Consider the following 20,319-nt stretch of genomic DNA (forward strand, 5'->3'; position numbering starts at 1 on the left):
CCCGAAACCAACGAAAGGAGGTGATCCAGTGTCTTATCTCAAGCGCTGTCACCTCGCTGGGATCGCCCGCTAGGCCTTGACGAAAGGCCTGGCATCGGGGCGCTCTCAGCCCTGGACCAGCGAGCAAGAAATCGGGCGCGACGGGGGCTCCCCGCCGCGCCTTTTTCGTGGGTGGCGTCTGCATGGATGAGCTCCGCTCAGGCCGGCGGCTCACCTGCAAGCACCTCGCGGATCTTCTGCGAAAGCTCCGATTTCCGGTACGGCTTCCTGAGCAGCGCCAGGCCGGGATCGAGATGTCCTTCGTGGACGATGGTGTCGTCGGTGTAGCCGGAGGTGTAGAGCACGCTCGCCCCCGGCCGGCGAAGCCGGACGGCTTCGGCCAATTCCCGTCCGTTCATGCCGCCGGGCATGATGATGTCCGTGAACAGGAGATCGAATTTGACGCCCTGGTCGACCAGCGCAAGCGCGGCTGCGCCGTCGCTCGCGGCGAGCGTGCGATAGCCGAGGGTGCCGAGCTGGGCGATGACATAGCCCTGCACCAGCGGATCGTCCTCGACCACGAGGATCGTCTCGTGCCCGCGTGCCGACGCGGGCGGTTGAACCGGCACCGTCCTGGCCGGCGCCTCGCCCTTCGACCGCGGCAGGAACAGCCGCATCACCGTGCCGCGCCCCTCCTCGCTCTCGATGACGACGGTGCCGCCGGTCTGGCGGGCAAAGCCGTAGACCATACTCAACCCAAGCCCGGTGCCACGGCCGACGCCCTTGGTGGTGAAGAACGGCTCGAACACGCGCTCGCGGATGTCAACCGGGATACCGTGACCGGTGTCGGCCACCGCGATCATCACGAAGGCGCCGCGCATGACATCGCCGTCGCCGGCACCGCTGGTGCCGTCGAGCTCGCGGTTCGCGGTCTCCAGCGTGAGCCGGCCGCCGCCCGGCATCGCGTCACGCGCATTGACGGCGAGATTAACGATCGCGGACGAGAGCTGCGACGGATCTGCCATGGCGGACCAGGCGTCGTCCGCGAGCCGGGTCACGATCTCGATATGCTCGCCGAGGATCGGCTTGAGCAGCTTCGCCGTTTCGACCACGAGTGCGTTGACGTCGATGTCGCGGGGCTCGAGCGGCTGGCGGCGCGCGAAGGTCAGGAGCTGCGAGGTGATCTCGGCGCCGCGCGCCGCCGCATCGTCGATCAGTTGTGCGATCGCGGCGAACTCGGGCTTGTCCGCAAGCCCCTCCTGGATGATCTCGATGGTGCCGGTGATGACCGTGAGCACGTTGTTGAAATCGTGAGCGACGCCGCCGGTGAGCTGACCGATCGCGTCCATCTTCTGGGATTGGCGCAGCCGCTCCTCGGCCTCGTGCTGCGCCGTGAGGTCGGTGGCCGACCCGCGATAACCCATGAAGCGTCCGTCCGCGGCGAAGATCGGCTGGCCGTTGACGTTGAAATGATGCATGCGGCCGGCAACGTCGCGCCCGCGATATTCGAACTTCCGGAACGGCTCGTGGCGGTCCAGCGTCGCCACATGCGCGCGCCATTTCTCAGGCTCGGCGTCGCGGTCGGAGGCGGCATCGACGCGGTGCTTGCCGACCAGCGCCTTGTTGTCCATGCCGAAGGCGCCGGCCCGGTCGGATACGTAAGTGAACCGATGATCCGGTCCGGTCTCCCAGAACCAGTCGGACGCGGTCTCGGCATAGTCGCGGAAACGCTCTTCACTGGCACGCGCGTCCTCTTCGGCGCGCCGGCGGATATTCAGGTCGCGCTCGAGATTTGCGTTAGCCTCGCGCAGCTCGCCATAGGCGCGCCCAAGGTTCGCGCACATCGCGTTGAAGGCGTCGATAACCTTGTCCAGCTCGTCGGGATCGCGGGGCGGCCGGCGCTCGAGGTGCAAAGGCGGCGGCGGCCGCGACAGGCTGTATTGGCCGACAAACTCGGCGATGGCGACCAGATGCCGTGTCACCAGCAGATGGAACATGTAGATGATGAACAGCGAGACGACAAAGGTCTTCGCGGCCTGGCTTGCCAGGATGACTAGGGCGCGGTTCAGCAATTGCTGATAGACCTCGGCCAGCGTCGCCTCGACATGGAGCACGCCGATCGGGCGTGCCGTCCCCTGGACGCTGTAGTTCAGCGGATAGTCGCGTGTCACGGCTGAGCGGATGCTCGGCTCACCGACCGCAACACGGATCGGATTGGGACGATCGGCGATCTCGCGCACCTCGGCGGCACGGATGTCGGGCAGCCGCAGGATGCCGTCGAGCTGGAGCTTGAGCTGGTTCTGGTCGAGATTCCACAGGCTCTCGCCGAGGCTGCCGGTCGTGCTGCGGCCGATCTCGTCGAGCCGCGTCTCGATGACGCCGACCTCGCGGTCGTAGTCGAGATAGAGTTGAAGGGCGGTCAGCATCAGCGTGACGATCGAGGAGAACAGCAGCACGGCGGCCAGCAGGCGCGGCCCGACGCCGCTGCGCGACCAGTTGAAGATCCGCGACAGCAGCGCTCCGATCATCCCTGGCGCAAATGCAGCGCCGATCCCGTTCAAATCCTGCTTCGCGGCCGCCGGGGGACCGGCGCGACTGCTGCGCTTGGAGTCCTCGTCGCCTGCGTTGCCCATGCACCACGTCCCCGGAATGGCGGCACCCTGCTCCGCACGGCGGGTCGCAGCCGCGAGCAATTCGACAGTTGAAATTCTCTCATCACGCGACCTGCGTGGCGATCCTGCCGGCCCATGGGCGGCTTGGCGGGGTCTCATCTTGCGCCCAGCAGCAGGATTCTCGCGCAAACTATCACTTCGCGTACTGGAATGACATTGGTTAAAGTCCGCAGTCGCCTGCAAGACGGGCGAGCGGTGCGGCCGCCACGCGGGCGCCACCCCCGGTGGATCGCGGCCATCCGAATCCAATGGTAGTCATGCAGGGCAAAGGAGACGCGTCATGTGGCGGATCATCGTCGCCTGCCTGTCATTGCTCGCCGCCGGTCCGTCGCACGCGCAGGAGCTGATCCGGCTGGCGCGGATCGCCGACATCCCCGATCAATATGTCGGCGGCGAGATGCTGCGGGCTGTCTACGCCAAGCTGAATATCAAGCTGGAGTTCGAGGACGTCCCCGGCAAGCGCGCGCTGGCGCTGTCGAGCGCCGGCGAGGTCGATGGCGAAATCCAGCGGATCGGAACGCTCTCCAGCGACTACCCGACGCTGATTCAGGTCACGCCGGCGATCAACTACATCGAGCCGGCGGTCTTCACGACGAAACTCCGTTTCGACGTTGCCGGCTGGAATTCGATCAGGGAGTACAGCATCGGAATCGTCCGCGGCGTCGGCTCCTCAGAGGCCGGGACGCGCGGTATGGCCCGCGTCACCGCGACCACCAGCCTCGAGAACATGATCAGGATGCTCGACGCCGACCGTTTCGAGGTGATGGTCACCGATCTCTTCAGCGGGCTCGTCGCGGTGAGGAAACTCAATCTGCAGACCAGGATTGTCCCGCTCTCGCCACCACTGGAGCGCATCCACATCTACCACTATTTGCACGAACGCCATCGCGATCTGGTGCCGAAGGTCGGCAAGGTGATCGCACAGATGGAAGCGAGCGGCGAGCTGGCAACGCTGCGGGAGGCGTTGGTCAAACAGGTCCTGAGCGCGCCGTGACGGCGCCGGGTCAGCTCGCGCGAAGCCGCTCATGCAGGGCAACGGCGGCAATCAGCACGCCGACGCACCAGGCCATGACCGCCCGATGAGGCTCGTCGCCGAGCAGCACGGTGACGATGCTCGTCAGCAGGCACGGCGCGATTGCCTTCCGCGTCCGGCTCATCAGCGCAAGCAGGAACGGCATCGTCGCGATCGATATTTGCAGGACGTCCATGTTGAAAGACGGTATCGCCGAAGGCGTCAGAAGCCACACACATTGAGCGCGCGGGGGCGTTTTCCGCGGCGGCTTTCGACGATCCGCTCGCCGCCGTTCTCGGCCGAGCTGCCGTAATAGCGGTGGTGGCCGGACTGGTCGTGCAGATCCGCGGCTTCCGATTTTCCCGCCCGACGCGCGTCGCAGATGATCTTGATGGTCGACATGGCCGCCTCCGAAGTGTTCTTGGTGGCCATCAGTCGCCTCGGCTTTGGGCAGCGTTCACCTCCGAGGGCGGCAATCGGGTTTCAGGACGGTTTCGTCGCAACTTCCGCGACGCAATATGTTAGTCTCCGGGATTGTCGGTATCGGCGGCGCTCATACATCCTTCCGACTGCGAGCTTGAAAAACAAACGAGGTGACGATGCTTTACGCCATCCTGGCCTACCACGTGGAAGACGAGATTTTGTCCTGGACGGCAGAGCAGGACGCCGCGGTCGTGGCCAAAGTGATCGAGGTTCAGGCGCCCTTGAGGGCAAGCGGACACCTTGGGCCGGCCGCCCGTCTGGATGAGACCCGAAAGGCGCACACCCTGCGCGGCCCCGGCGCGGGCATGGTGCTGGACGGCCCGTTTGCCGAGACCAAGGAGCAGCTTCTCGGCTTCCACCTCGTCGACTACGATACCGATGAGGAAGCGATCGCGGCGGCGCGGAAGCTGCGCGAGATCAACCCGTCGGCGGTCTACGAAATCCGTCCGGTCAAGCTTTACGTGCCGGCCGACGGGTTCGGCGCGACAAAGGGATGAGCCGCCGCCTCACGCCTCTGGTTCGGCCCGCCTGACGTAGAAGCGCTGGATCAGCAGCCCGCCAAAGGCGATGAACCACACGTAGGGCGCGACGTGCGGCGCGAAGGCTGCAACGATCGTGCCCGGAATGAACACCAGCAGCGGAAACATCGAGGCCATGATCTCGTGGCGCCAGCCGCCCAAAATCGTCCACCACAGCCAGGCATTGAGGCCGGCGATGGCGGTCAGATGCAGGCCGTAGAGCACGGCCACCGCGCTGCTCATGCTGTAATTGGTGTAGAGGCCGTTGGTCACCGGCAGCAGCACGATCGACAGCAGGAAGAACAGGTTGAGGATCACCATGCCGCGGCTGCCCACGGGGCTGGCGCGCGAGCCGGCGGTGGTGGCTGATCCAGAACACGCCGGCGATGATGAAGCTGAGCGCGAGACCGGCGAGCTTGCCGGAATAGACCCGAGCAAGATCGTCCCAGCCCGGCGCGCTGGTGAACACCGCCGCCTTGGGCAGGTCGTAGGCGAGTAGCGTCATGGCGACACCAAAGATGGTGTTGCTGAGCGACTCCAGCCGCCGCATCTCGAACTGCTCGGACTTGGGCTCGGTCATGCCGGGTGCGCGCTTCTCGGGCTGGAACTTCGGGCTTCTTTTCCCTAGGTCTTAACAATGGTTCCGTCCAGCTGCATTGCGATTCGCGCCGGGATCGCCGACTCTCACCCTTTCACCGGGGCGATTCGTGGCGACATATCTGGACACGCTCAATGCGGAGCAGCGCCGCGCTGTGGAGCATGGCGTCGCTGACGGCGCGACCGTGGGCGCCCCCCTGCTCGTCATCGCCGGCGCAGGCTCCGGCAAGACCAATACGCTCGCCCATCGCGTCGCGCACCTGATCGTCGCAGGCGCCGATCCACGCCGCATCCTCCTGATGACGTTCTCCCGCCGCGCCGCGGCCGAGATGGCCGGCCGGGTCGAGCGCATCGCCCGAAAGGTGCTGGGCGAGAACAATGCCGCGATCATGCGCGACGCCCTCACCTGGGCCGGCACGTTCCATGGCATCGGCGCGCGGCTCCTGCGCGAATATGCCGAGCGGATCGGCGTCGATCCAGCCTTCACCATCCACGACCGCGAGGATTCCGCCGACCTGATGAATCTGGTCCGGCACGAGCGCGGCCTGTCGAAGACCGAGAGCCGCTTTCCGGCCAAGGGCACGTGCCTGTCGATCTACTCGCGCTGCGTCAATGCCGAGATGGAAATCGAAAAAGTGCTCGGCCAGCACTATCCCTGGTGCGCCGGCTGGGCCGCCGAACTGAAGGGCCTGTTCGCGGCCTATGTCGAGGCCAAACAGGCCCAGCACGTGCTGGATTACGACGACCTGCTGCTCTACTGGTCGCAGATGATGAGCGATGCGCTGATCGCCGAAGAGATCGGCGGCCGCTTCGATCACGTGCTGGTCGACGAATATCAGGACACCAACCGCCTGCAATCCTCGATCCTGCTGGCGCTGAAGCCGGATGGACGCGGGCTAACCGTGGTCGGCGACGACGCGCAGTCAATCTATTCGTTCCGCGCCGCCACTGTTCGCAACATCCTGGATTTTCCGCAAAGCTTCTCCCCCCGCGCCGAGATGATCACGCTCGACCGCAACTATCGCTCGACCCAACCCGTGCTGGCGGCGGCCAACGGCGTCATCGGGCTTGCGCGCGAACGCTTCACCAAGAACCTGTGGACCGACCGCACCTCGTCGCAGAAGCCGCAGCTCGTCACCGTCCACGACGAGGCCGACCAGGCCCGCTACATCGTCGAAGAGGTGCTGGCCAACCGCGAGCAAGGCGCGCTGCTCAAGCACCAGGCGGTGCTGTTCCGCACGTCCTCGCATTCCGGTCCGCTGGAGATCGAGCTGACCCGCCGCAACATCCCCTTCGTCAAGTTCGGCGGACTGAAATTTCTCGATGCCGCGCATGTCAAGGACGTGCTGGCGCTGCTGCGCTTTGCCGAAAATCCGCGCGATCGCGTCGCCGGTTTCCGCATCCTGCACCTGTTGCCGGGCATCGGCCCCGCGACCGCGCAGCGCGTGCTCGACCAGATGGCGGAGAGCACCGACCCGCTTGCCGCGCTCGGCCAGCTTGCGGTGCCGCCGCGCACCGGCGCCGACTGGACCGACTTCGTCCGCACGGTCGGAAATCTGCGTTACTCGGAATGGCCCGCCGATCTCGAGCGCGTGCGGCTCTGGTATGAGCCGCATCTCGATCGCATCCACGAGGATTCCGAGACGCGTCGCGCCGATCTCATGCAGCTCGAGCAGATCGCGAGCGGCTATGGCTCGCGCGAAAAATTCCTGACCGAGCTCACGCTCGACCCGCCGGATGCGACCAGCGACAAATCAGGTCCTCCGCTCCGCGACGAGGACTATCTGATCCTCTCCACCATCCACTCCGCCAAGGGGCAGGAGTGGAAATCGGTGTTCGTGCTCAACGTCGTCGACGGCTGCATGCCGTCGGATCTCGGCGCCGGCACCTCGGCCGAGCTCGAGGAGGAGCGCCGCCTGCTCTATGTCGCGATGACGCGCGCCAAGGACGATCTGCACCTCGTCGTGCCGCAGCGCTTCTTCACCCACGGCCAGCAAGCCAAGGGCGACCGCCACGTCTACGCCTCGCGCACCCGCTTCATCCCGGAATCCCTCGTCTATCTGTTCGAGCGCACCGCCTGGCCGAAGGCCGCCGCCGGCGCGGCCCGCACCGCGGCGCAAGGGCCGAAGATCGACATCGGCGCGCGGATGCGGGGGATGTGGCGATAGGTGGATCCGAATCCCGGTACATCGATCCCTCGGATTGGCGCGGATCCTGCTTTCGCTGACTGGTTTGGTGAGCTAGATCATCTGGAAAGAGGTGGCTTTTGCCAGAGGATCGCTTGTCACTGCGGCTTCCGTCGCTCAATGCCCTGAGAGCCTTCGAGGCTGTCGGCCGCACCGGCAGCATCAAGGCGGCAAGCGATGAATTGTCGGTGAGTCCGACCGTCGTCTCCCGACACATCCGCAAGCTCCAGCTCGACCTCAATGTCGCGCTGGTTGCGGCGCACGGACGCGGCCTGCTGCTGACGGCCGCTGGCGAAGCATTCCACGCCCGGGTCACCCGCGCCTTCGACATCCTGCGCCAGGCCAACGAAGATGTTCGTCCGGCCAGCCGCCGAACCCTGACGATCTGGTGCATTCCCGGCATCATCAATCAGCGCCTGCTCGCCCGTTTGCCCGCGCTCATGGCCAGCCTGCCGAACTACGACATCGCCCTGTATCCAACGCTGTCGCGTGCGGACTTCACGCGCGGCGAGGCTGATGCCGAGATCGTTCACATGAACATGATGATCAGCCGCCCGAAGGTCAGGACCGAGCTGATCGCGGCGCCGAAGATTCATGCCGTCGCAAGCCCCGCGTTCAGGGCGCGCCATCCCGTCGTCACTCAGGCTTCCGATTTCCTGAACCTGCCGCTGATCCACGAAGCCTCGACGCTCTATTGGGAGCAATGGTTCGAAAATGCGGGGGTCACCGACCTGCCGATGTTGCGAGGACCGCACCTCTGGCATGCCCATCTGACGATCGAAGCCGCAAAACAGGGACAAGGCGTCGCACTCGCAAACACGCTGCTCGTCGAGGAGGACCTCGCCGCAGGCAGACTGGTCGATCTTAGCCCTCACCCCGTCAGTCTCGGCGGTTACTACTTCGTCGCTGTTGCCAGACGTTGGGGCGACCCCGAACTGGTGGTGCTGCGCCGCTGGTTGAAGGAAGCATTCCAGGGGGGCATCGCCAGGACAATCGATGCGGCGGCTCGTTCTGAATAGGCCGCCTGTTCAGCGACAACGCCGACGCTCATCGTCGGCACACCGAACGCACTGATTGCAACCGTCGGCCGCCGGCGGGGCAATCGTTCAAAAAACACACCATACAGATGCAAATTAGATGATTGTTGCGATTTTGGCTCTCGGCCAATCTGCAGGGATACGCGGATCTCCGCATGTTCTGCCGCCGTAGCCAGAAGACGAGAATGACCACCAACAATTTCATAAGTGTGTCAGCTTCCGCAGGAGTTGATCACGATTTGAAGATCGAGAGGCTCGTCAAGTTCTACGGAGACTTCGCGGCGCTGAACGATGTGTCCCTCACGGTCAAGCGCGGAGAATTTCTGACGCTGCTGGGGCCCTCGGGCTCAGGCAAGACCACGCTGCTGATGTCCATCGCCGGCTTCGTCCAGCCCGATCGCGGCGACATCCTGCTGGGCGGACAGAGCATCCTGCGACTCCCTCCCGAGCAGCGGAATTTCGGTATGGTGTTCCAGGGCTACGCCCTGTTTCCGCACATGACCGTGTACGACAACGTCGCGTTCCCGCTGAAGGTGCGCAAACGGCCTGCCGCCGAGATCAAGAGCAAGGTCGATGCCGCCATCGATCTGGTGCAGCTGAGCTCGCAAGCCGGCCGCTATCCGCGCCAGCTCTCCGGCGGCCAGCAGCAACGCGTCGCGCTTGCCCGCGCGATGGTCTTCACGCCTCACCTGCTTCTGCTGGACGAGCCGCTGAGCGCGCTCGACAAGAAGCTGCGCGCAGAGCTGCAGGACGAGCTGAAGCGATTGCACAAGCGGATCGGCCTGACCTTCATCTACGTCACCCATGACCAGGACGAAGCCCTGTCGATGTCAGACCGGATCGTGGTGATGCGAGACGGCAAGATGGTCCAGCAGGGATCGCCGACCGAGCTGTACGAGCGGCCCGCGACAAGCTTCGTCGCCAACTTTCTCGGCAAGAGCAATTTCCTCAAGGGCAGCGTGGACAATCACGTGGCCGGCGGCTTCATGCTGACCCATCAGGGCGTGCGGATCATCCAGGCGAGCGACGACTGCAATCGCCCGGCGATCGGCCAGCCCGTCGTGATCGCCCTGAGGCCGGAGAAGATCACGCTCGCCGGCAAAACCGGTCAACCCGACAATACGCTCAAAGGCGTCGTCTCCGAGTGGAGCTATCTGGGCTCACAATTCCGGCTCGTGGTCGCCACGCCGGAATTCGGCGACGTCGTCGTGATGATGCCGACCTGGCGACATGGCGAGCCGCCCGTCGCCGGCGACGCCGTAACGATCGGTTGGGACCACAGCGCCGGGACGCTGGTCACCGATGCCTGAACTGCAGTGCCGCAACAGTCGAAACAAACGAATGGGGCTTCCGTCATGAACGAACGCAATTCAATTTTCACCCCGACCCGGCGCGCCCTCCTGAAGGGAGGCGCCAGCCTTCTCGCCGCTCCCGCAGTGCTCGCCGCCGGCGCTGCCCGCGCAGAGGCGCGCAAGGAGGTCGTCGTGGTCAATTACGGCGGCGCCGCCATGAAGGCTTTCGACGAAGCCTATGTGCAGCCGTTCGCCGCGCAGGGCGGCCGCATGGTGCTGGACGGCAGCGGCCCCCTCAACGGCAAGATCCTGACAATGGTCCAGTCGCGCAACGTCACCTGGGACATCTGCGATTGCGGCGTCACGACGCTGGCCGAGCTCGGGCCGCGCAACGCCCTGGAGAAGATCGACTACAGCATCGTCGACAAGAGCAAGGTCGCCACGGAATTCGCCTACGAGAATGGCGTCGTGAACTACATGTTCTCCTCCGTGCTCGCCTGGGACACGGCCAAGGTCAAGGAGACGCCGACCCTCGCAGACTTCTTCGACCTGAAGAAATATCCCGGCCGCCGCATGGTCCGCAAGGATTCCCAGGCCATGCTCGAGCTGTGCCTGATCGCCGACGGTGTCCCGCTCGACCAGCTCTATCCGCTCGACGTCAAGCGCGCCTTCGCCAAGCTCGGCACCATCAAGAAGGATGTGCTCTACTGGAACAGCGGCGCCGAAAGCCAGAGCCTGATGCGGGACGGCGAATGCGTCATGGGCCTGTTGTGGCACACCCGCGCCAACGTCCTCAAGGCCGAGACCAATAACCGCATCGCCTACACCTTCAAGGACGGTCTTCTGCAGCCCGGCTTGTGGGTCGTGCCGAAGAACAATCCGGCCGGCGCCGAGGCCTTCCGCGCCATCGCCTCCATGCAGCAGCCGGAGGGGCAGGTGAAACTTCTGACCGCGATGGGCAACGGTCCCTCCAACCCGGCGGCCCAGTCCATGGTGCCGGAAGCGCTGCGCGCGACCAATCCGGCCGATCCTGCAAACGCAGCGGTTCAGGCCAGGATCAACGCGGCTTGGTACATCGAAAACCATTCCAAGACCTTCCAGGCCTATCTGGATTTCATCTCCTCCTGACGTCCGTTACCGGCGGCGTGGCGCTCCTCGGCGCCGCGCTGCCAAAACCTCGCCAACACCGCGCAAAGCCCCGAGCGCCCGGGTCCGATATCGATGAGCTCTCCTGCAGATCAGCTGACGCCCTCGCCGTCCCGTCCGGGCTTCGGCGTAACCGCGCGCTACTGGCTGCTGATCCTGCCGGCCCTGGCGCTGATGATCGTTTGTTATATCTACCCGATCTCGAAGGTGCTCTGGTTGAGCGTCACCGAGCCGCAGCCGGGCCTCGACAACTACGCCATGCTTGCGACCAGCGCGTCGATCCAGCGCATGCTGGCGACGACGGCGCGCATCAGCGTCATCAGCACGCTGATCACGCTCGTGCTCGCCTACATCGTATCCTACGCGCTGGTCCATACGAGCGAGCGGGTCCGCCGCTGGATGTTCCTCGGCGTTCTCGTGCCGCTGTGGATCTCTGTCCTGGTGCGCGCCTTCGCCTGGTTTGTGCTGCTGCGGCGCGAGGGTCTCATCAACAACATCCTGATCTCAAGTGGACTGGTCGACGCTCCGCTCAGCCTGATCTGGAACGAGACCGGTGTGCTGATCGGCATGGTCCACTACATGCTGCCGTTCGGAATCCTGCCCATCTACGCCAACATGCGCGACATCGATCAGCGATGCGTTGCCGCAGCCCGGGGCCTCGGCGCCAGCCGCGCTGTCGCGTTCCGCCAGGTGTTCCTGCCATTGTCGATGCCCGGAGTCGTCGGCGCCAGTATCCTCGTGTTCATCTTTTCCCTCGGCTTCTTCGTGACCCCGGCCATTCTCGGCGGCGGCAAGACTCTGATGATCGCCGAATATATCAAGGTCCAGATTCTCGAGATCGTCCGCTGGGGCGTCGGCAGCATGCTGGCCGGCACCCTGCTCATCATCATCGGCGGGCTGCTTGTCGCGCTCGCCCGCGTCGTCGATCTGCGCAAGCTGTTCGGGTCCATATGAGCACCAGCAGCACCGCATTCGAAGGCTCCTCGCCCATGACGCGCTCGATCGCATGGGCGATTATCTGCTTTCTCGTCCTGCCCATCACGATCGTCTTCGCGGTGTCGCTGACCGATCGCCCCTATCTGTCGCTGCCTCGCGACGGCGTCTCGCTGCAATATTATCGCAACCTGCTGACCAGCCAGGCCTGGCTGACGAGCATCCTGCACAGCCTCGTCATCGCGATCTGCTCGACGATCATCGCGACGGTCGCCGGAACGCTCTGCGCTATCGGATGCTGGCGTCTCGGCAACCGTGCCAGCAATATCGTCCGCCTCGTCATGCTGATGCCGATCATGGTGCCGACCATCGTCTACGCGCTCGGCATCTATCAGGTCTGGGTGGACCTCAGGCTGATCGATACCTACACCGGCGTGATCATCGCCCATGCGGTGACCGGCATGCCCTATGTGATCATCACCGTCTCGACGGCACTCGCCGGCTTCGACCCCAGGCTCGAACAGGCGGCCCTCAACCTCGGCGCCAGCATTGGCCAGACGCTGCGCATGGTCATCATCCCGAACATTCTGCCGGGCATCATCTCCGGCGTGATCTTCGCCTTCATCCACAGTTGGGATGAGCTGGTGATCGTGCTGTTCATTGCCGGCCGCGGGGTTTTCACGCTTCCGCGGCGGATGTGGGACGGCATCAACGAACAACTCGATCCCACCATGGCCGCAGTCGCCGCCGTGCTCATCCTGATCACGGTCAGTCTTCTCTTCATCGATATCGCCGTCCGGGCGTACCGCTCGCGTTGAGCCCGCATGCGCCACCCCAACCACTTCCCGCAGGAGACCCTCATGTCGATCATTTCCGAGCCAGAATTTCGCTACAATATGCTTATCAAAGCGTTTCCGTCGCGCGCCGAACCGGCCTTCGAGACGGAATCGGAGCAGGTCGGCGTTTGGGGGCGCCGCTGGGGCTGCAACAACGACGTCGGCCAGATCCGGATGGTGCTCATGCATCGCCCCGGCGCCGAGTTGAATATCGTTGACGCGAACAAGCGCCTGCCCGAGATCGGCGCCTTCGGCGACCCCGAGCAAGGCTGGTACTGGCGCGGTGACGTGATCCCGGATCTGGCCGCACAGCAGAGCCAGCATGACGCGCTCGCTCAGGCGTTACGCGAGGAAGGTGCGCAGGTCGTCTATGTCGATCAATGCGCGCCGGGCAAGATGAAGACCGTCTACACGCGCGACAGCGTGATTGCCGTCGACGGCGGCGCCATCGTCACCCGCCTCGGCCCCCCGATCAGACGCGGGGAAGAGCTGCCGGTCAGCCGTACCCTGGCCAAGCTCGGGATGCCGATCCTCAGGACGATCTCCGGCACGGGACTCATGGAGGGTGGCAGCTTCGCCTTCATCACGCCCAAGGTCGCGGTCGTGGGGCTGTCGAGCCGCGTCGACGAGGAGGGCGCGCGCCAGCTCGAGGAAGTGTTGCGCACGCAGGGCGTGGAGCTGCTGCGCGTCCAGCTGACCGGCTATCGGCTGCACATCGACGGCATCTTCGTGATGATCGACCGCGATACCGCCTTCGTGAACCCGACGTTGCTGCCGTTCTGGTTCCTTGAAAAATTGAAGGAACTCGGGATTCGCCAGATCGAGGTCTGTCCCGATGACCAGAACTGGGTGATCAATTGTCTCGCCGTACGCCCGGGCCATGTCATCGTGCCCGAAGGCATTTCGCCGCGGACCATGGAGAAATTCGCCAAGGCCGGCATCACCACGCGCGTTGTGGCTTACGACAAGGTCGCGCTCGGCGGCGGCGGCATCCACTGCTCGACCTCGCCGCTGATCCGCGATCCGCTCTGACTGTCATGAGCGCGAGGCGGCAACGACATCTGCCGCCTCGTGACCGCGCAGAGAGCAAGGGTCTACCAAACGGAAACCGAGCATTTCCGAAACCCGCCTTGTGACCCGGCGGCCATCCACTAGATGTCGTCGATCCTCCCCACAGAGACCTGATCGATGACCGCACCGCTCGAATTCGGACTGGATACCTTTGGCGACGTCACCAGGGACGGCACAGGCAAGACGCTCGCGCATGCGCAGGTGATCCGCAACGTCGTCGACGAGGCGGTGCTGGCCGACGAGCTCGGCATCGACTTCATCGGCCTCGGCGAGCATCACCGATCTGATTTTGCGATCTCCTCGCCCGAGACCGTGCTGGCCGCGATCGCGTCGCGCACCAAGCGCATCCATCTCGGCTCGGCCGTGACGGTGCTGAGCTCGGACGATCCGATTCGCGTGTTCCAGCGCTTTGCCACGCTCGATGCGCTCTCCAACGGCCGCGCCGAGGTCATCCTCGGCCGCGGCTCCTTCACCGAGTCCTTTCCGCTGTTCGGCTTCGACCTGCGCGCTTACGAGGCGCTGTTCGAGGAGAAGCTCGACCTGTTCACGGCACTCTTGTCGCAGCAGCCGGTGACCTGGGAAGGCAAGCTGCGTCCGCCGCTGAAAGATCAACTGGTCTATCCGCCGGTCGAGAACGGCCGGCTCAAGACCTGGATCGGCGTCGGCGGCAGCCCGCAATCGGTGGTGCGCGCCGCGCATTACGACCTGCCCCTGATGCTCGCGATCATCGGCGGCGATCCCGCGCGCTTTGCGCCCTACGTCGATCTCTATCATCGCGCCTTCAAGGAGTTCGGCCGCCCGGCGCAGCCGATCGGCGTCCACTCGCCTGGCTACGTCGCCGAGACGGATGAGCAGGCGCGCGAAGAGCTGTGGCCCGACTACAAGGCGATGCGCGACCGGATCGGCAAGGAGCGCGGCTGGCCGCCGATGGGCCGCGACGAGTTCGTCAATGAGGCCGAGCACGGCTCGCTCTATGTCGGCTCGCCGGAAACCGTCGCGCGCAAGATCGCCAAGACCGCAAAGGCGCTTCGTATCTCGCGCTTCCAGCTGAAATACTCGGCGGGGCCTTTGCCGCACGAGAAGCTGATGAAGAGCATCGAGCTTTACGGGCGGAAAGTGGTGCCGCTGGTCAGGGAGATGATGGGGTGACTTACGCTCTGGACCAGTCCGCCTGCGCCCTCCGGGCTACGGCGTGACAGCCTTCGCTAGCTTCGCGTGACGGTGATTTGGTCAGGCTTGCCCAGCCGTAGCTCGCGAAGCGAGCGAAGGCTGGTGGGGGAGGCAGGACTCGAACCTGCGAAGCCATGAGGCGGCTGATTTACAGTCAGCTCCCTTTGCCACTCGGGACACTCCCCCGCTCGACGGCAGCACAATCGGGCCGGACCTTGCCGGCGACCGAATACGGCCATGGAACGTGAAGGCCGCGACAGCCCGGATGGGGGCGCGACCGGGCGCGTTTATGGGCGATGCGGTGGGGCAAAGTCAACCGAGGCGAACAGCTAAAATCGCCCCCGAAGCCACCCAAATTGCCATATTCCGGGACCCGTGACACAAGCGAGCCCATGAAGGATCGAAAATTCACCCCAAGGGGCCCCCGCGGCGGGGCTAAGCCCTTCAACAGGCCCGGAAAATCAGCCGGCCGGCCGGCTTGGCGCGACCGCGATTCGCAGTCCGACGGACCGGTCATCCTCTATGGCTGGCACACCGTGACCATGGCGCTGGCCAACCCTCAGCGGCAGATCCGCAAGCTGACGCTGACCGAGAACGCCGCAAAGCGGCTTGCGGACGAGAACATCGCGACCCGCGTCGCGCCCGAGATCGTCCGGCCCCAGGAGATCGACCGCCTGCTGTCGCCCGACGCCGTGCACCAGGGCCTGCTGGCCGAGGCCGACGCCCTGCCCTCGCCCGACATCGAGACCCTGGACCAGGAAGGCATGGTGCTGGTGCTCGACCAGATCACCGATCCGCACAATGTCGGCGCCATCCTGCGCTCCGCAGCGGCGTTCGCGGTGAAGGCGATCGTCACCACGGCGCGCCACAGCCCCGAGGCAACCGGCGTGCTGGCCAAGGCCGCCTCCGGTGCTCTCGAGCTCGTGCCAATGGTGACCGTGCAGAACCTCGCCCGCGCACTCACCGCGCTGAACGAGCGCGGCTTCCAGACCGTTGGGCTGGACAGCGAAGGCAGCGAGGACCTCTCGAACGTCACGCTGCGCGAGCCGCTCGCGCTGGTGCTTGGTGCCGAAGGCAAGGGCCTGCGGCAATTGACCCGCGAGACATGCAGCGTCGTGGCGCGGCTCGACATGCCCGGCGAGATCAAGAGCCTCAACGTCTCCAACGCCGCCGTGCTCTCGCTCTATGTCGGCGCGAGCCGTCTCGGGCTGATGAAGCGGTAGGGCGTTTTCGAGCGAATTGGATACCGGTTCGCGTCAAGAAAACGCGTCAAACTAAGAATCCAAAAAACAAAACGCCCGTCCGCATCGCGCGGGCGGGCGTTTCTCAATTCAACCGATCAAACGATCAGTAATAGCGGCGCAGCACGCGGTGGCCGCCGTAATAGTACGGCGCGGCGCGACGGGCGTAGCCGTAGCGGGGACCGTAGCCGTAATGCACGCGCGGCAGATAGCCGTAGCGCGGGCCATAGCCGTAGCGATACGGACGGTAGTACGGGCGCTGATAGGGATAGGCGGCCGGGGCTTCGACCGCGGCGGCACGATAGCCATAGCCGTTGCCGTAGCCATAACCACGGCCGTAGCCGTAGTTGGCGGGCGCGACGACTGCGTCCTCACGATAGGTCGGGTACGGCGCGAATGCGCCCGGTCCGGTGTAGGTCGGGCCCTGGTTGACGTAGTAATACTGCGTGGCTGGCTCGGCGAGGTGCTCAAAGCCCCATCCGCCATAACCCGGGCCATAGCCCCAGCTACCGCAACCCGTGTTGCAGCCGCTATAGACCGGCGCAACCGGTGCGCACGTGCTGAAGCCGCAAGCCGCGGCGGGCGCGGTGGCGACGAACATCACGGCAGCCGCCGCAACCAGTCCCGAAATCATCTGACGCATTACTCTCTCCTGTTGATTTTCGTATCTTGGATTTTTTCTTGAATTTTTGACGTTTCTTAAGTTGGCGGCCTTCCGGGCGCCTGTGCATGCGGCCGCGGCCGAGGACGCCGCGGACGGTCGTTGATCTCAGGCGCAAAGATCACCGGCGGCGGATTGACGGGCACGTCCATCTGCGGCGGCAGCGGCGCCGATTGCACACCCCAGCTCTGGTAATAGCTCTCGGCGGGCCTGGGCAATTTGCGGTTGGCGGGCGGCTCGACCTCGAGCCGGCCGTAGCCGGGCCGCAAGCCCATGGTCGGATAATAATGGCCGACGTCCTCGGGCTGCCGCTCCGCGATGTAGCGCCCGCCATAGATGGTCGGCTGCACCTGGACGTTCTTGCCGAGACCCCAGACACCCTCGACCACGCTGTAGGACGCGTCGATGTTGTCGATGATGATGGGCACGCCCGGGCGGCCAGGAACGACGATATCGAAGCCGCCGCCGGCAAACGCCGTCGCGGGCAATCCGATCAGAAAGGCGGCGAGCGCGAGAGCGCGCATGGAAGGATCCCGGTTTATCCGACGCTCAACCTATCCGATCGCCACGCGGAGAGGGTTAAGGCCCGCTCACCAATTTCCGGTAAGCCTAACGTGCAAGGGTCGATAGCGGCTCAAATGCCGCAAGCTGCGCTAGCGAAGCGTTAACGGGACACAAACCCGCCGCACATGCTGGATCGCACGAGGTTGCGTGACACAAACCGCACATCCTCCGCGGGCTCACGTCGATGTGACCCCACATGCGAGAATCCGCGGAACGACTGCCGAATGGCGCGCTTAGCACAGGTCTCAACAACATGGAGCAAATGCCATGACGAGCCTGAAGCGTCTTGGCTTGGCCGCGATCGTCGCGTCCACGCTGGCAACACCGGCCTTCGCGCAAACCACAGTCGACAATTCGGGCCGCTGCACGGGGCTCTTCCAGGATCCCAATTGCCAGAATCTCACCCCCGGCAATCCCACCACCGATCGCGCCTCTCGGCGCCGGCACATGGCCCGCGGCCAAGTGAATCCGGATGACGGAACTCGATCGGGCTTTTGGCCGGTCGACACCGCGGGCGCCGTTACTGGCGCCGCCGTCGGCACCGCGGCAGCCGTTGCATCCGCGCCGTTCCGCGGCTGGGACAATTCCTACGCCTATGACACTTCCGGTGGGTATGCCGGCGGCCGCAGCGAAATGGGCTGGTACGGCAATTGGGATACCTATGCGGCCCGCAACGGCATCGTTTGCCGGCCCGGGACCTGGTACAAGGGAGCGGACGGCCTCCAGCACATCTGCCAGTAAGGCCCTCTTCCATCGGGTTGAATGGTTTCAGGCGGCCCTACGGGCCGCCTGTTTCATGTCGGCGAAACCCACCCCTGGAAGCATGGAATGCCGAAAAAGTTCACTTCGCGGATATGAGGTGACACATGAAACGACTACCCGGCACCGCCGCCATCGGCAGCGCCGCTATCATCGGGTCGTGGAACGGCGACAAGGCTGCGATGGCCAAGTGGTGCGCTGGCGCTCCCAAGACGCTGCGCATGATCGAAGAGGGTATGAAGCCATGAAGTTTGCCCTCACCTCCGTCACCATTCTCGCTTTGCCCTGCAATACGCAGGCGCAGACGATGGAGGAAAACGGTCGCTAATGCTTTCGCGGGGCGCGTTCGCTATCATCTTAGCGACCCTTTCCCTTCATGATCTCGTCTATCATCATGAGCGTATCTTTATACGCTTGATCCATCACCGGGCGGCAAGTGCCCTCGAATTGATCACGCAACACTTTGATGTTGTCGCACTTGCGCGACATCTCGTTTGTCATCTTGTCGTTGGCGACCGTAGCCAAGGCTCCAACCGCATCTTTGGAAACGCCCGCCTGCGCACCTATGCGAATGCTGCGACCGTGCAACACGCCTGCTGCAGTCTTGAGTTTGCCGAGCAAAGGGTCGCTTGGGTCTTTTTGCTCACGACAGACGGCATCAATAGTCGCGTAATTGGCGCAGTTGATTGCATCGTCTAGAGGCGCCGCGTGAGCGTCGGCGGCTGCGAGCGCAGCGGCGATGGCGAGAAAGCGTTTCATGTCTCGTCCTCACTCCAAAGGAACGTATTTGGTTCCGAGACCGCGCAAGGCTTTGACAGCTTTGGAGCACCATTCGTTTTGTCAGCTTTAGTCTTCCAGGAATCGGTTGACGGTTGCGTCGACGATCATCCGCTCTTTTGGTCTGACATCCTTCGCCCGTACGTCCTTGAAACGGGGCGTCTGGCTTCACAAAGCGATTTCCGGCTCTACACATTTTCTGCCAGGCGGCGGTGCGGACAAGAGCGCAAGCCAGTCAGACTAGACCTACACCCCGACTGCGGCTATATCGACGCAAACGCTGCCCGACCGTGCACCCCAGCGTGCCGACCGGACAAGTTTCTTCTCGTTAACTGCTTATAATTGTTTGGTTTTGCCGGCTTAGCTCAGCGGTAGAGCAGCGGTTTTGTAAACCGAAGGTCGGGGGTTCAATCCCCTCAGCCGGCACCAGCGCTTAGCTTGTTTTATTTCGATGTCCCTCAACCGGGCGCGGCGTTTGTATCCTTAGTTGTTTTCATTCCCGGGGCTGGCTTTGCTCTAACCTAATTTTTTTTGACCGGCGTCGATAGACTTTGGACAGGGCCGCCCCACAAAGGCGGCCCTTTCCTCTGCGGGCTTCACGCCCCATCTGCGGCCTATGCGTACCGCGTTCGAATTCTGCCTGACGACTTAGGATACCTCGGGTGAAACAGCATCTCATATCGACGCAACGTTGATGACATCCAACGTCCCGCGAAAGACCATGTCACCCGCCACATAAAGGATGACGGCTAGACCGACGTAAGCAATCCATCGATGAGTTTGCAGAAGGCGTGCAATGAAAGAAGCGGCCACGCCCATCATCGCGATGGAAAGCCCCAGGCCGAAAATCAAGATCATCGGATGCTCGCGTGCTGCCCCTGCCACGGCCAGAACGTTGTCGAGAGACATGGAAACGTCGGCCACGACAATCTGCCAACTCGCTTGAGCAAGTGTTTTGCGAGCTTTGCTGCCTGCAATTGCTCCAGCGGTGTCCATCGCACCTGTTGGCTCTGTGGAGGATGTGCGCAACTCTCGCCACATTTTCCAGCATACCCACAACAACAGGATCCCGCCGGCGAGCAAGAGGCCGACGATCTGGAGGATTTGCGTCGCCAACCCGGCGAGTAAGACGCGCAGTATCGTCGCGGCAACAATACCGATCAAAATCGCCTTGCCTCGTTGCGCCTCAGGAAGTCCGGCTGAAGCAAGACCGATGACGATGGCGTTATCGCCAGCGAGCACCAGGTCGATCAGAACGATCTGCAAGAATACGCTAAGGACATCTGTATCGAAATGATCAGGCACGGGTCATGTCCCCGCCGCAGGGGAATGGGCAGCTGCAAGCGAGATCGCATACGTCTATCGGATCGGTTATACCTGCCGCC

Annotated in this window: 20 protein-coding genes, 2 tRNA genes and 1 pseudogene; 14 read left to right on the forward strand and 9 right to left on the reverse strand. The window is 63.9% G+C overall.

Features of this window, described 5'->3' with window-relative positions; genetic code table 11:
• Nucleotides 1–197 precede the first annotated feature (197 nt).
• Nucleotides 198–2,612 (reverse strand): ATP-binding protein, encoded by a 2,415-nt coding sequence (locus ABIA90_RS19820; RefSeq protein ID WP_354117689.1) that lies wholly within the window; start codon nucleotides 2,610–2,612, stop codon nucleotides 198–200.
• A 319-nt stretch (nucleotides 2,613–2,931) separates the two neighbouring features.
• On the opposite strand from ABIA90_RS19820, the gene ABIA90_RS19825 reads away from it, so the two are divergent.
• A complete protein-coding gene (locus tag ABIA90_RS19825; protein ID WP_063982547.1) occupies nucleotides 2,932–3,645 on the forward strand; it encodes a substrate-binding periplasmic protein in 714 nt (237 codons plus the stop codon).
• A gap of 10 nt (nucleotides 3,646–3,655) precedes the next feature.
• Here the strand turns inward: ABIA90_RS19825 and ABIA90_RS19830 are convergent, their stop codons facing one another.
• The gene (locus tag ABIA90_RS19830; RefSeq protein WP_354117688.1) at nucleotides 3,656–3,859 is read right to left on the reverse strand and encodes a hypothetical protein; all 204 of its coding nucleotides are present in this window, start codon (nucleotides 3,857–3,859) and stop codon (nucleotides 3,656–3,658) included.
• A gap of 26 nt (nucleotides 3,860–3,885) precedes the next feature.
• A complete protein-coding gene (locus tag ABIA90_RS19835) occupies nucleotides 3,886–4,095 on the reverse strand; it encodes a hypothetical protein (RefSeq protein WP_014494462.1) in 210 nt (69 codons plus the stop codon).
• Nucleotides 4,096–4,262: 167 nt separating this feature from the next.
• Between ABIA90_RS19835 and ABIA90_RS19840 the strand changes: the two genes are divergently transcribed.
• A complete protein-coding gene (locus tag ABIA90_RS19840; protein WP_247307568.1) occupies nucleotides 4,263–4,643 on the forward strand; it encodes a YciI family protein in 381 nt (126 codons plus the stop codon).
• Nucleotides 4,644–4,652: 9 nt separating this feature from the next.
• Here the strand turns inward: ABIA90_RS19840 and ABIA90_RS19845 are convergent.
• Nucleotides 4,653–5,244 (reverse strand): annotated as a pseudogene (locus ABIA90_RS19845) (TMEM175 family protein).
• A gap of 127 nt (nucleotides 5,245–5,371) precedes the next feature.
• Here ABIA90_RS19845 and ABIA90_RS19850 point away from each other — a divergent pair.
• The 8 genes from ABIA90_RS19850 to ABIA90_RS19885 all read left to right on the forward strand — a co-directional run bounded on the left by ABIA90_RS19850 (nucleotide 5,372) and on the right by ABIA90_RS19885 (nucleotide 14,911).
• Nucleotides 5,372–7,429 (forward strand): ATP-dependent helicase, encoded by a 2,058-nt coding sequence (locus ABIA90_RS19850; RefSeq protein ID WP_354117687.1) that lies wholly within the window; start codon nucleotides 5,372–5,374, stop codon nucleotides 7,427–7,429.
• Between the two features lie 113 nt (nucleotides 7,430–7,542).
• On the forward strand, nucleotides 7,543–8,466 hold the full coding sequence (locus ABIA90_RS19855; protein ID WP_354117686.1) for a LysR substrate-binding domain-containing protein: 924 nt from the start codon (nucleotides 7,543–7,545) through the stop codon (nucleotides 8,464–8,466).
• Between the two features lie 257 nt (nucleotides 8,467–8,723).
• Nucleotides 8,724–9,794, forward strand: coding sequence for an ABC transporter ATP-binding protein (locus ABIA90_RS19860; protein WP_354122468.1), 1,071 nt, complete (start codon nucleotides 8,724–8,726; stop codon nucleotides 9,792–9,794).
• A 45-nt stretch (nucleotides 9,795–9,839) separates the two neighbouring features.
• Nucleotides 9,840–10,904, forward strand: a complete 1,065-nt coding sequence (locus tag ABIA90_RS19865; protein WP_354117684.1) for an ABC transporter substrate-binding protein — start codon at nucleotides 9,840–9,842, stop codon at nucleotides 10,902–10,904.
• Between the two features lie 93 nt (nucleotides 10,905–10,997).
• Nucleotides 10,998–11,876: an ABC transporter permease gene (locus ABIA90_RS19870; RefSeq protein WP_354117683.1), complete on the forward strand. Its 879-nt coding sequence runs from the start codon at nucleotides 10,998–11,000 to the stop codon at nucleotides 11,874–11,876.
• Nucleotides 11,873–12,673 carry an ABC transporter permease gene (locus ABIA90_RS19875; protein ID WP_354117682.1) on the forward strand — a complete coding sequence of 267 codons (801 nt, stop codon included), beginning with the start codon at nucleotides 11,873–11,875 and terminating at the stop codon, nucleotides 12,671–12,673. The genes ABIA90_RS19870 and ABIA90_RS19875 overlap by 4 nt, the downstream gene beginning before the upstream one ends.
• Nucleotides 12,674–12,715: 42 nt before the next feature.
• Entirely contained in the window at nucleotides 12,716–13,723 is a 1,008-nt protein-coding gene (locus tag ABIA90_RS19880; RefSeq protein WP_354117681.1) for a dimethylarginine dimethylaminohydrolase family protein, read from the forward strand.
• A 156-nt stretch (nucleotides 13,724–13,879) separates the two neighbouring features.
• Complete coding sequence (locus ABIA90_RS19885; protein ID WP_354117680.1) at nucleotides 13,880–14,911, forward strand: LLM class flavin-dependent oxidoreductase; 1,032 nt, start codon at nucleotides 13,880–13,882, stop codon at nucleotides 14,909–14,911.
• Nucleotides 14,912–15,032: 121 nt separating this feature from the next.
• Here the strand turns inward: ABIA90_RS19885 and ABIA90_RS19890 are convergent.
• Nucleotides 15,033–15,118: transfer RNA gene (locus tag ABIA90_RS19890), tRNA-Tyr, on the reverse strand.
• A 206-nt stretch (nucleotides 15,119–15,324) separates the two neighbouring features.
• On the opposite strand from ABIA90_RS19890, the gene rlmB reads away from it, so the two are divergent.
• A complete protein-coding gene (gene rlmB / locus ABIA90_RS19895) occupies nucleotides 15,325–16,155 on the forward strand; it encodes a 23S rRNA (guanosine(2251)-2'-O)-methyltransferase RlmB (RefSeq protein WP_085405379.1) in 831 nt (276 codons plus the stop codon).
• A gap of 124 nt (nucleotides 16,156–16,279) precedes the next feature.
• Here the strand turns inward: rlmB and ABIA90_RS19900 are convergent, their stop codons facing one another.
• On the reverse strand, nucleotides 16,280–16,816 hold the full coding sequence (locus ABIA90_RS19900) for a hypothetical protein (RefSeq protein ID WP_071912721.1): 537 nt from the start codon (nucleotides 16,814–16,816) through the stop codon (nucleotides 16,280–16,282).
• Nucleotides 16,817–16,872: 56 nt separating this feature from the next.
• Nucleotides 16,873–17,358 (reverse strand): hypothetical protein, encoded by a 486-nt coding sequence (locus ABIA90_RS19905; RefSeq protein ID WP_354117679.1) that lies wholly within the window; start codon nucleotides 17,356–17,358, stop codon nucleotides 16,873–16,875.
• 307 nt (nucleotides 17,359–17,665) lie between these two features.
• Between ABIA90_RS19905 and ABIA90_RS19910 the strand changes: the two genes are divergently transcribed.
• Nucleotides 17,666–18,139, forward strand: coding sequence for a hypothetical protein (locus ABIA90_RS19910; RefSeq protein ID WP_354117678.1), 474 nt, complete (start codon nucleotides 17,666–17,668; stop codon nucleotides 18,137–18,139).
• 125 nt (nucleotides 18,140–18,264) lie between these two features.
• Nucleotides 18,265–18,405, forward strand: a complete 141-nt coding sequence (locus ABIA90_RS19915; RefSeq protein WP_166092466.1) for a hypothetical protein — start codon at nucleotides 18,265–18,267, stop codon at nucleotides 18,403–18,405.
• 109 nt (nucleotides 18,406–18,514) lie between these two features.
• Here ABIA90_RS19915 and ABIA90_RS19920 read toward each other — a convergent pair whose 3' ends face one another.
• Nucleotides 18,515–18,916, reverse strand: coding sequence for a hypothetical protein (locus ABIA90_RS19920; RefSeq protein ID WP_354117676.1), 402 nt, complete (start codon nucleotides 18,914–18,916; stop codon nucleotides 18,515–18,517).
• Nucleotides 18,917–19,288: 372 nt separating this feature from the next.
• On the opposite strand from ABIA90_RS19920, the gene ABIA90_RS19925 reads away from it, so the two are divergent.
• A tRNA-Thr gene (locus ABIA90_RS19925) sits at nucleotides 19,289–19,363 on the forward strand.
• 246 nt (nucleotides 19,364–19,609) lie between these two features.
• On the opposite strand, the gene ABIA90_RS19930 is transcribed toward ABIA90_RS19925, so the two are convergent.
• A complete protein-coding gene (locus ABIA90_RS19930) occupies nucleotides 19,610–20,239 on the reverse strand; it encodes a TerC family protein (protein WP_354117675.1) in 630 nt (209 codons plus the stop codon).
• Between the last annotated feature and the right edge of the window lie 80 nt (nucleotides 20,240–20,319).

The organism is Bradyrhizobium sp. LA6.8 (assembly GCF_040547935.1).
GTDB classification, from domain to species: Bacteria; Pseudomonadota; Alphaproteobacteria; order Rhizobiales; family Xanthobacteraceae; genus Bradyrhizobium; species Bradyrhizobium barranii.

What these genes read in the sequence shown, in the direction of transcription:
- ABIA90_RS19820 (WP_354117689.1), bottom strand. Translation starts at nt 2,612, where the DNA reads ATGGGCAACGCAGGCGACGAGGACTCCAAGCGCAGCAGTCGCGCCGGT.
- ABIA90_RS19825 (WP_063982547.1), top strand. Translation starts at nt 2,932, where the DNA reads ATGTGGCGGATCATCGTCGCCTGCCTGTCATTGCTCGCCGCCGGTCCG.
- ABIA90_RS19830 (WP_354117688.1), bottom strand. Translation starts at nt 3,859, where the DNA reads ATGGACGTCCTGCAAATATCGATCGCGACGATGCCGTTCCTGCTTGCG.
- ABIA90_RS19835 (WP_014494462.1), bottom strand. Translation starts at nt 4,095, where the DNA reads ATGGCCACCAAGAACACTTCGGAGGCGGCCATGTCGACCATCAAGATC.
- ABIA90_RS19840 (WP_247307568.1), top strand. Translation starts at nt 4,263, where the DNA reads ATGCTTTACGCCATCCTGGCCTACCACGTGGAAGACGAGATTTTGTCC.
- ABIA90_RS19865 (WP_354117684.1), top strand. Translation starts at nt 9,840, where the DNA reads ATGAACGAACGCAATTCAATTTTCACCCCGACCCGGCGCGCCCTCCTG.
- ABIA90_RS19870 (WP_354117683.1), top strand. Translation starts at nt 10,998, where the DNA reads ATGAGCTCTCCTGCAGATCAGCTGACGCCCTCGCCGTCCCGTCCGGGC.
- ABIA90_RS19875 (WP_354117682.1), top strand. Translation starts at nt 11,873, where the DNA reads ATGAGCACCAGCAGCACCGCATTCGAAGGCTCCTCGCCCATGACGCGC.
- ABIA90_RS19880 (WP_354117681.1), top strand. Translation starts at nt 12,716, where the DNA reads ATGTCGATCATTTCCGAGCCAGAATTTCGCTACAATATGCTTATCAAA.
- ABIA90_RS19885 (WP_354117680.1), top strand. Translation starts at nt 13,880, where the DNA reads ATGACCGCACCGCTCGAATTCGGACTGGATACCTTTGGCGACGTCACC.
- rlmB (WP_085405379.1), top strand. Translation starts at nt 15,325, where the DNA reads ATGAAGGATCGAAAATTCACCCCAAGGGGCCCCCGCGGCGGGGCTAAG.
- ABIA90_RS19900 (WP_071912721.1), bottom strand. Translation starts at nt 16,816, where the DNA reads ATGCGTCAGATGATTTCGGGACTGGTTGCGGCGGCTGCCGTGATGTTC.
- ABIA90_RS19905 (WP_354117679.1), bottom strand. Translation starts at nt 17,358, where the DNA reads ATGCGCGCTCTCGCGCTCGCCGCCTTTCTGATCGGATTGCCCGCGACG.
- ABIA90_RS19910 (WP_354117678.1), top strand. Translation starts at nt 17,666, where the DNA reads ATGACGAGCCTGAAGCGTCTTGGCTTGGCCGCGATCGTCGCGTCCACG.
- ABIA90_RS19915 (WP_166092466.1), top strand. Translation starts at nt 18,265, where the DNA reads ATGAAACGACTACCCGGCACCGCCGCCATCGGCAGCGCCGCTATCATC.
- ABIA90_RS19920 (WP_354117676.1), bottom strand. Translation starts at nt 18,916, where the DNA reads ATGAAACGCTTTCTCGCCATCGCCGCTGCGCTCGCAGCCGCCGACGCT.